The organism is Clostridium sp. UBA2485 (assembly GCF_002341865.1).
GTDB lineage: Bacteria > Bacillota > Clostridia > Clostridiales > Clostridiaceae > Clostridium_J.
Window position 1 is genome coordinate 18,517 of record NZ_DDOV01000099.1, and the last position, 9,580, is coordinate 28,096.

The window sequence follows — 9,580 nt, forward strand, 5'->3', positions numbered from 1 at the left end:
TTCTAATTTCTTCTCCTAAGAAAAGAAACTAGAAATTATTTCCATACAAGTTATTTATTATTATATCTATTTATTAATCTTCCCTGAATTCTATAAGAAATCAGTAATACGATTACTCCTATTAAGTTTATTACAAGTTTATTGCTCTCTGTTAAAAGATTAATATAACTTCCTTTACCTTTACTTGCTGTTAGTATTATCGCTATAATAATCATTACTATAATAGATAAAAATATTCCTGTACAAAGCTTAAATACTACTTCACTAAACTTAACAGTAAATGCCTTATCATAATCTTCTACAGTATTTTTCTTAAATAACCATATAATTGCTATCCACATTGCTATAATAATTAATAATAAACATATAATCTTTAATGAAAATTTATTTAATGGGCCTTTCAACATTAATATTTCTATAAACCTTAGTAGCCGAGTAAATAAATATGCAAATATTTCACTTATAAACTTTACTTTATTATAAAGCAAATCTGAAAGCATTATTGGAGTAATTGCACTATATGGTACCCATACAAAACTTAAAATTAAAGCTAAAATACTATTTCCAACTAAACCTTGAAATAATAATGCTATAGTTACTACTATAAAAGCTAGAGTTAGCTGAGATAAAAGAAATAAATTTATATTATGAAATGTTATATTAATTGCTTTATATTTTTCCACATCATTAAAGTATGTTAATAATCTTATAGCATAATCAAATATTAAAGGTATCCATATAGCAGTTAATACTGCTATAATCTTAGTTATTAATATTTGAAGCTTTGATGTAGGAAGGACAGACAGAAATCTCATATTTTTAAATTTGTCCCATCCAAAAGCTGCAGCTATCATAGCTATATATATTGCTGCTAAGGGTATTATCATTGGTTGGCTTATTATATTTTTATAGTGATCATTTGAAGAAAATGACCTTGGAGCAATAATTAAAATAATCATTGAATATATAGTTAAGGCTTTAATATCCTGGAAATATATTGCTTTGTTAAAATATTTATTTATCAAGCCCTTCACCTCCCATGGTATCTATAAATAATTCCTCAAGACCTAAGCTTACTTCCTCAATATAAGTAGCACCACACTTATTCAGCCTTGCTTCTAATTCTTTAGTGTAGTTTTTAACCACTATACTATGAACCCTACCTATTCTTTTTACCTTAATTACTTCACTCCATGATTCTAAATCTAAAAATGTATCTTCTTTAAACATAACTTGAAGCTTTTTAATATTTTCCTTCATATTATCTAAAGAACTTGTATATTTAATTTCTCCTTTATTAATTATAGCTATTGAATCACAAATTCTCTCTAGTTCATCTAGATTATGAGATGTAATTAAAATCGTAGTATTTCTTTCTGCTACTTCCTCTAGAATTAAATTTATAAACTGATTTTTTATCAATGGATCTAATCCTATAGTAGGTTCATCTAAAATTATTATCTTAGGCATTATACTAAAACCTATCATGATAAAGAGAATTTTTTTCATTCCTCTAGAAAGTTTTGAAATTCTATATTTTTCATCTATCTTAAAAATATCATTTAAAGTGTTAAATCTTTCCTTATTAAAATTTTTATAAGCTCTTGAATAAAAACTTATAACATCTTTTACTTTATAATTAGAAAAAATACTATTTTCATCTTCCACAAAAGCTATTTCTTCTTTCATATTAATGTTCTCATAAATATGTTCTCCCATCATCTCTACACTTCCACTATCTGCTTTATAAGCTCCTACTATAGTGTTAATTAAAGTGGTCTTTCCTGAACCATTAGGACCTATAATTCCAAATATACTTCCCTTCTCAATCTTCAAATTTATATTTTTTAAAATTTCTTTATTGCCAAGATTCTTATACAAGTTACTTATTTCTATCATTTAAATCCCCCCTAAATTCGTTATAAATATTTTCTAGCATGTCAATTACCGCTTTTTTATCCATTCCCATATAGTGAGCTTCTAGTATAGTCTTTTTTAAATTTTCCTTAATTGTTTTTATTTTATCTTCATCTATTTTAGGCTTATAGCTTAAAGATACATATGTACCTTTACCTCTTATAGTTTCTATTATCTTTTCTCTTTCAAGTTCCGAATAAGCTTTACTTACTGTGTTGGGATTAGTGGTAATCATTGAAGCCATTTCTCTTACTGAAGGTAATTTATCTCCTGGTTTAAGAATACCTTTAAATATATTTTCTTTAACTCCATTCACTATTTGTTCGTAAATAGGGATATTGCTTCTACTATCTATATTTATCAATATTTCACCACCTTTCTGTATTAAGTGTACTATATCAACTAATACACTTAATACATTCATATTATTATCAATATGATCTTTTGTCAATATAAATTTTTATTATATAGGCATAAATTATATTAAGAGTTAGCTACATTTATTAAATAAATTAAATATGTTAAAATAAATATAGATATTAATTTTAAGTTTATGGGTTCTTATTATTGTGTAAATATAAATTTTATATTGTTTCCATTATATTGAGGCTATAAATTTACCTAAGAAACTTAAATTTAATTAATCTTTAGTATTAAATTTATTTTTTATATTACGTAAAAGGATGGGTTTTTTATGGATATTAAGGTTTCTACTGAAGAAAAAACAGTATTAAAATCACAAGCTATTATAGCTCAAAAGCAAGAAGGATATTATTCAATTAGAATATTAAGTAATGCAGGTAATTTTACTTCTGATCAACTATCAGCACTATCAAAAATTTCTTCAAAATATGGAAAAGGATATTTAGGATTAACTACTAGGTTATGTATTGAAATTCCATACATAAAACATGAAGATATAGAAACTGTAAAAAAAGAACTTGCAGAAAATAACTTAGTTAATGGAGGTACCGGTAAGAAAGTAAGACCAATTACAGCATGTAAAGGTACGGTATGTGTTCACGGACTTTTAGATACACAAGGTTTAGCTTCTAATATACATAATGAATACTTTGGAAGAGAACTGCCTGCAAAATTTAAAATAGGAGTTGTAGGTTGCCCTAATAATTGTGGTAAGGCGCAATTAAATGACATAGGAATAATACCTCACGTTGATATTGAAATTAATGAAAATAACTGTGTACTATGTGGAAAGTGTATTAAAGCATGCAAAGAAGGTGCTTTAGTAAAGGAAAATAAAAAATTAGTTTATAAAGAAGACCTTTGTGTACACTGTGGTAAATGTGCAACTGCCTGTGGGCTTGGAGCTATTAAAAAGAAATCTGAAGGTGTAAAACTATACCTAGGGGGAAGATTTGGCAGAAGAGCTAAAATGGGTGAACCACTGAATAAATTATTTAAGGAAGAAGAAATACTTCCAATGTTAGATAAAATTATGACTTACTACAATGAAAATGCCAATCCACTAGAAAGACTTTCTTCAATGATAGAAAGAATAGGATTTGAAGAAGTAGAAAAAAATTTATTATAGAAATTTAAAATTTTTGTTTTAGATAAAATTACAATAATTAAAAACTCCAAGAAAAATTTCTTGGAGTTTTTAATTACTGTAATTGATCCATTTGATTTTCTCTATTATCTTGTTTTTTCTTTATATTTGACAATGCAGAATCATCCATATGTTCTTTATTATGTTTTATATATTTATTTGCTTTTTCATAGTTTCCCTTTAAATTTTTTAATTGCTCTTCAGTAGAGGAATTATTATCATAGCTTTCTAAATCATTTTTCATATTTTTAGTTTCATTTTTCATTACTTTACACTCCTATTTCTTTAATAAATTTCATTCTCTATTATTTTGCGATTTTCAATAGTAAAAATACTATTAAATTAATGGTTATAGTGTAAAGAATATTAAATTTTTATTTGACTTTATAAAAAGTAAATTTACCTACTTTTAAAACAAACTTACAGACAAATAACAAATTTTAAATAGCTAATTAGTTTAGACTCAATATCTTATGAAGAATTTTTCAAAAAAACTATAATTTTAAACGTTTAAAAAGATATCCTAAAAATTAGAATATCTTTTTAAATATTTAACTATAGATATTTGTGTAACATGTTGATTACCATGCAAAATCTTTATGAAATTATTTTATACAAATATTTAATTTTTATACTTAAAAAATAAATATTATTACAAAAATATATTCAATTGCTCTTACTATATAATTATTTTTTCAATGTGACTTAGTATAAAATTTAATTAAATATTACGTTGCATAATACTTCTATTCCTTTTTCAATATCTTTAATATTTGCCATTTCTGCTATACTATTTTTATATCTTACAGGAACGGAAAGTACTCCCGTTTTTATTCCATTTGTTTCTCTATGAATTCTACCACCATCTGTGCCTTTCTCACTAAATACATACTGAGGTTCAATATTAGCTTTTTTGCAAGCATTTTCAAGCATTTCTTTAGCTTCATGATGTATTATTAAATTTCCATCAAAAACATGAAGTCCTACACCATTTCCTAGCTTAAATCTTCCCTTTCCTTCTAAATTATCACTGGATTCTTCAGCATCTACAATTATACAATACATAGGATTTATAGAGTATGCTGCTGCTCTTGCTCCTCTACCATCTAATATATTTTGAGTAGAAAATACAAAAGAAAACTCTTTATTTAATTCACCTAGTTTTTCTCTATCTTTAGATAATCCTTCTATTATTTTTAGTAACATATAACATCCAATTCTATTATCTAATGCTGGAGCTGATATATTGTCTCCTATTTTTACTATTTCACCTTTAAATACTGCCACATCTCCTTCTTTTATTTTCTTTAGTGCTTCTTCCCTACTATTTACTCCTAAGTCTATATATACATCATCTATCTCTGATGACTTTTTATCACTACAAACTCTTCCTATAGTTCCATTTTCAAAAACTACTAAGCTATCGATAATATTATTAATTTTAAAGTCTCCTAAATTCCCAACTTTCACAAACCCTTTATCATCAATAACTGTTGCAATTAAGCCTACTGTATCCATATGAGAAACAAACATAAGCTTATCTTCTTCACATTGTACTTTTGCACCCATTTTAACTATAACATTGTCCATTTTATCAACTTCATAATTTATATCTAATTCATTTAGTTTATCAAAAATAACATTTCTTACGCCTTCTTCATGAGAGCTTGTACCAAAAGCTTTTATTAGCTTTTCTAATAATATGTCCATAAATCTATCCTCCCTATAATATTTTTAAATATTCTTTTAACAACTTTAAAGCATTTATATAATCTTCCTGTGAAGCTACAGATACTGATGAATGGATATATCTACAAGGTACTGAAATAGTAGCAATTTTAGAAACTCCTTCTCCTACTGTATGAATTATTCCTGCATCATTTCCTCCAGCTATTGCTCTTCTTCTTTGATAAGGAATATTTTTTTCATCTCCTACTTTCATAATTTCATCTGCAAGCTTACTATCAAAAATACTAGTTTTATCCATTATAGAAATAGCAGGCCCTTTCCCTATTTCTGTAGCTCTTGAATCTTTTGAGACATTAGGCATATCTGCACATATAGTTCCCTCTAAAACTATTGCAATGTCTGGTTGTAAATTAAAAGCTGAGATATATGCCCCTCTTTCTCCAACTTCTTCTTGAACATTGAACACTCCATAAATATCTCCATTATAATTTTCTTTCAATGCTTGAATTAGTAGTAAACACCCCATTCTATCATCAAAAGCTTTTCCTTTAAGTAGTTTATCTCCAAACTCATCATATTCAGTATCAAATACTGCATATTCTCCAAGCTCAACTAGTTTTTTTGCTTCGTCCTTATCTATAGCTCCAATATCAATACAACAGTCATCATAGCCAAAAGGTTTCTCTCTATTTTCTTTTGATTGAAGATGTATTGCCTTTGCACCTATAATACCTGGTAACTTCCCATCACCAATTAGTATTGTTTTAGCAGGAATAACATTAGTACTAATTCCACCTAATGCTCTAAACTTTAAAGTACCATCATCATTATATCCAGTAATAATAAACCCTACTTCATCCATATGAGCAGCTATCATTATCTTTTTGCCATTACCTTTTTTATGTGCTACAATATTACCCATCTTGTCCACTTTTATTTCATCTACATAAGGTTCTACTTCCTTTTTTATAATTTCTCTAACTTGACCTTCATAACCTGAAGGGCCCGGTGCAGAACATAATTTATCCAGTAATCCACCTTTTTTTAGTTCCTCTGTTAGAAACATAGTATTCCCTCCAAATCTTCATATTTTAACTTTTCTATTAATTTTGCTAAAAGTATTCCTGTATTTTTAATGTCATTCATATTTACAACTTCAACAGAAGTATGCATATATCTTTGAGGAATTGAAAGAAGCAATGTAGGAATACCATCAGCAGTTACTTGTATGTCCCAAGCATCAGTACCAGTAGATCCAGGACATATCTCAACTTGATGCGGTATATTATATTCCTTTGCTATTGATACAAGATGCTTTCTTAATCTTGGATGTATATTAGGTCCAACAGTAATCATAGGACCACCACCTAATTTAACTCCACAGCCAGTATCTCCAAGCTTACTATCATCAAATCCAACATCTATTGCAATTCCTATATCTGGTCTTATAGCAAAACTAGCTGTTTTAGCCCCTCTATGCCCAACTTCTTCTTGTGCTGAAGCAACAAAATAAACATCTAAATCATGGTTTATATTTTTAAGTTCTTTTGCACAAGTATAAAGTGAAACTATTGAAGCCCTATCATCACTTGCCTTTGAAGCAATATTATCATTTAATAATTCTCTAACTTCTCTTTTTAGTGTTACAAAATCTCCTGGTTTAACTACTTTCTTTAGTTCTTCTGTAGAAAGTCCCGTATCAATTCGAAGATTATCGATAGTAACTGCTTTCTTTCTATCCTCTTCTTTCATTAAATGAGGAGGTTTTACTCCAATTATACCTAAAATTTGTTTTTCTCCATGAACTATAACTTCTTGAGAAACTAAAACTTTAGGATCTAAACCATTTTCCTTGAACTCCAAAAATCCATTTTCACTAACAGCTGTAACTACCATGAATACTTCATCAGCATGAGCCATAAGCATTATTTTTCCTTTTCCATTACCTTTCTTATGGATAATAGTATTATTTAAATTGTCTAAAGTAACCTGACCAAATTCTGAAAAAGCTTCTTTAATATTCTCAAATAACCAATGCTCTCTACCACTAGGTCCATGTCCTTCACATAAGCTTTTTAAAAGCTTTTTTTCATCCATAACCTTAGCTCCTTTCATTTTATTCTGAATTTTCTAATAATATCTTATCAAATCAAAAGAGTATTTACAAATGTACCTTAACCTTACTTTTGTAAATACCCTTCTTAATTATTACATATAATAAAATTCCATAGCTATTGCTGTACCTAAAATTATTAAAAATATTGTTATTAAAAATCCTATAACTGCTATTGTTATCGGTAATGCTAAGTTTGTACCACCTTTTGATTTTATCATTTGATATTGGCTATTTAAATCACTAGTAATAGTCTTAATTTCAATAATTTTCTTTCGAGTTTCCTCTAAGTAAAGCTTATTTCCAAACATGCCCACTAATATAGCTAATAAAAGCCATCCAAAAGGTATTCCCATCCATGATATTGCCATAGAAACTGCTATCATTAAAGTTCCCCATACATACATTTTCCTATATAATAACCATAATGATCCTAAGAAAAATGATGCCCAATTCCAACTAACGCTTTTATTAGTTTGATTGATTAAATTCCATTTTTCTATGTAATAATTTGTGTTTTTTTCACCAATAAAAGTTCTTAATTCATTCTCTGATACTCTACTAAAACTATCTCCAATACCGTTATTCATATTGGTCGAATAATTATAATTAGTTTCATCCTTAAAGTGTGAAAATTCATTATTTATATTATTATTACTTAAAATTTCTTTTCCACAATTAGGACAAAATTTTACATGTTGTTGAATTTCTTTTCCGCACTGTGAACAATACATACTCTTCCTCCTTTCTCTGTAAAATATCTAAAATTAACCTAATTTAGCCTAAATTAGACAAGACACCAAATTATTATATCATATTTATAATCTGTGTTAATAGACCTGTATATTATATAGATAAACTACCTTAAAAATTAATATATAGCCAAATATAACTATACCCTTGAGTATTTCAATGCACAGTTCACAATTCACAATTAAGGTTGAAATTATTTTTGATCAAAATAATTTCTTTAATGAATTTTTTAGCTAGCAATACAATTGCTAGTGTTTTATTGTAGGGGCGAACAGCGTTCGCCAGTTCTTTTTAATACGTCTTATAGTTTAATATTTATTCAATAATATATGACACACACTGCTTATCACTACGGTTAATCAATTTTAAATTTCTCAGCTTTTGCTGAGAAATATCCACAATTGTGAATTGTGAACCGTGAATTTTGAATTCAATAGATTCAAATATAATACCAAAAAATATCAATTATTTTTAGAGATAAATTAAATTTAGAACTGGTATATCTATATATATGTATTACTTTTAAATCTAATCTATGCTTTCATATAATGATGCTATTAAATTATTTAAATGAAAAAACTAGCAATAAAATTGCTAGTTTAAAATTCGTTAGATGATTAGTTATTGATAAGTTAATTTATTTTAAAAGTATAATTTTTAAATATTTTTAATGAAACCTTATAAAGACTTAAGTCATATAAAGACTTAAGTCATATAAAGAATAACTCACATATTAACTAGTTATTTATATATATATCTAACTCGCTATTTCTGACACTATTGATATAAATAATACTATGCTAGCATAAAAAAGTAACAATGTTAATATAAACATAATTAATGCAAGCGCTAAATTAATTCCCCCACGCTTTTTTATTGTTTTAAGTTCATTCTCTTTTGGCAGATTTTTTTTCTTAACCTTATATATTTTTTCTTTAGCATGATTATAATATATGCTATTTCCAAAAAGCCCCAATATAATAGATAATACTAGAGGTGGTATAATAGTTTCTCCAATTACAACACCACCAATAGAAACAAAATTTATAACTATAGTAATAAATCCCCATAGATACATCTTTCTATATAGCAACCAATAAGAAGATAAAAAAAATGCCCACCAGTTCCAGCTAACATATTTGTTTGAAAGCTTTAAATTAACCCATTTATCTAAATAATAGCTGTTGCTTTTTTTCCCTATAAATGCCGCTATCTCTTCTTTAGTAATAGTATCAAAAACTTTATTATAATCAATTACATTTTCTTCTTTTATGTAAGATTCATCTATCATTTCATTATTTTTATTTCTAAAAATATCTATGTAATCTTGTTCGGTTAATATTCTTGCACCACATTCACTGCAAAAACTTTCTTCATTTTTAACTTCACTTCCACAATTGTTACATTGCATAAATTTTCCTCCTATAATAAATTATAGATAAACTGTCTTAAAAATTAATGTATAGCTAAATATAGCTACATATTTAAATATTTTAATTCACAATTCACAATGCAAAATTCACAATTATGGTGGAAAT

Annotated in this window: 10 protein-coding genes; 1 reads left to right on the top strand and 9 read right to left on the bottom strand. The window is 26.8% G+C overall.

Annotated elements, in window-relative coordinates; all coding sequences use genetic code 11:
* Positions 1-50: 50 nt before the first annotated feature.
* Genes B3603_RS19060 through B3603_RS19070 form a run of 3 tightly spaced genes read right to left on the bottom strand, consistent with a single transcriptional unit; the run spans position 51 to position 2,281 of the window.
* On the bottom strand, positions 51-1,025 hold the full coding sequence (locus tag B3603_RS19060) for a hypothetical protein (RefSeq protein ID WP_291567878.1): 975 nt from the start codon (positions 1,023-1,025) through the stop codon (positions 51-53).
* Positions 1,015-1,899 (bottom strand): ABC transporter ATP-binding protein, encoded by an 885-nt coding sequence (locus tag B3603_RS19065; RefSeq protein WP_291567880.1) that lies wholly within the window; start codon positions 1,897-1,899, stop codon positions 1,015-1,017. Before B3603_RS19065 ends, B3603_RS19060 begins: the two co-directional genes overlap by 11 nt.
* A complete protein-coding gene (locus B3603_RS19070) occupies positions 1,883-2,281 on the bottom strand; it encodes a GntR family transcriptional regulator (protein WP_291567894.1) in 399 nt (132 codons plus the stop codon). Before B3603_RS19070 ends, B3603_RS19065 begins: the two co-directional genes overlap by 17 nt.
* Before the next feature lie 330 nt (positions 2,282-2,611).
* Here B3603_RS19070 and B3603_RS19075 point away from each other — a divergent pair, with 330 nt between their 5' ends.
* A complete protein-coding gene (locus B3603_RS19075; protein WP_291567882.1) occupies positions 2,612-3,469 on the top strand; it encodes a 4Fe-4S binding protein in 858 nt (285 codons plus the stop codon).
* A 73-nt stretch (positions 3,470-3,542) separates the two neighbouring features.
* On the opposite strand, the gene B3603_RS19080 is transcribed toward B3603_RS19075, so the two are convergent.
* The 6 genes from B3603_RS19080 to B3603_RS19105 form a co-directional block, all read right to left on the bottom strand.
* Entirely contained in the window at positions 3,543-3,752 is a 210-nt protein-coding gene (locus tag B3603_RS19080) for a hypothetical protein (RefSeq protein ID WP_291567883.1), read from the bottom strand.
* A gap of 452 nt (positions 3,753-4,204) precedes the next feature.
* Positions 4,205-5,197, bottom strand: a complete 993-nt coding sequence (locus B3603_RS19085) for a M42 family peptidase (RefSeq protein ID WP_291567885.1) — start codon at positions 5,195-5,197, stop codon at positions 4,205-4,207.
* 13 nt (positions 5,198-5,210) lie between these two features.
* The gene (locus tag B3603_RS19090; protein ID WP_291567887.1) at positions 5,211-6,242 is read right to left on the bottom strand and encodes a M42 family metallopeptidase; all 1,032 of its coding nucleotides are present in this window, start codon (positions 6,240-6,242) and stop codon (positions 5,211-5,213) included.
* Positions 6,233-7,273 carry a M42 family metallopeptidase gene (locus B3603_RS19095; RefSeq protein ID WP_291567889.1) on the bottom strand — a complete coding sequence of 347 codons (1,041 nt, stop codon included), beginning with the start codon at positions 7,271-7,273 and terminating at the stop codon, positions 6,233-6,235. Before B3603_RS19095 ends, B3603_RS19090 begins: the two co-directional genes overlap by 10 nt.
* Before the next feature lie 111 nt (positions 7,274-7,384).
* A complete protein-coding gene (locus B3603_RS19100) occupies positions 7,385-8,023 on the bottom strand; it encodes a zinc-ribbon domain-containing protein (protein WP_291567891.1) in 639 nt (212 codons plus the stop codon).
* A gap of 776 nt (positions 8,024-8,799) precedes the next feature.
* On the bottom strand, positions 8,800-9,453 hold the full coding sequence (locus B3603_RS19105; RefSeq protein WP_291567892.1) for a DUF2628 domain-containing protein: 654 nt from the start codon (positions 9,451-9,453) through the stop codon (positions 8,800-8,802).
* Positions 9,454-9,580: the final 127 nt, after the last annotated feature.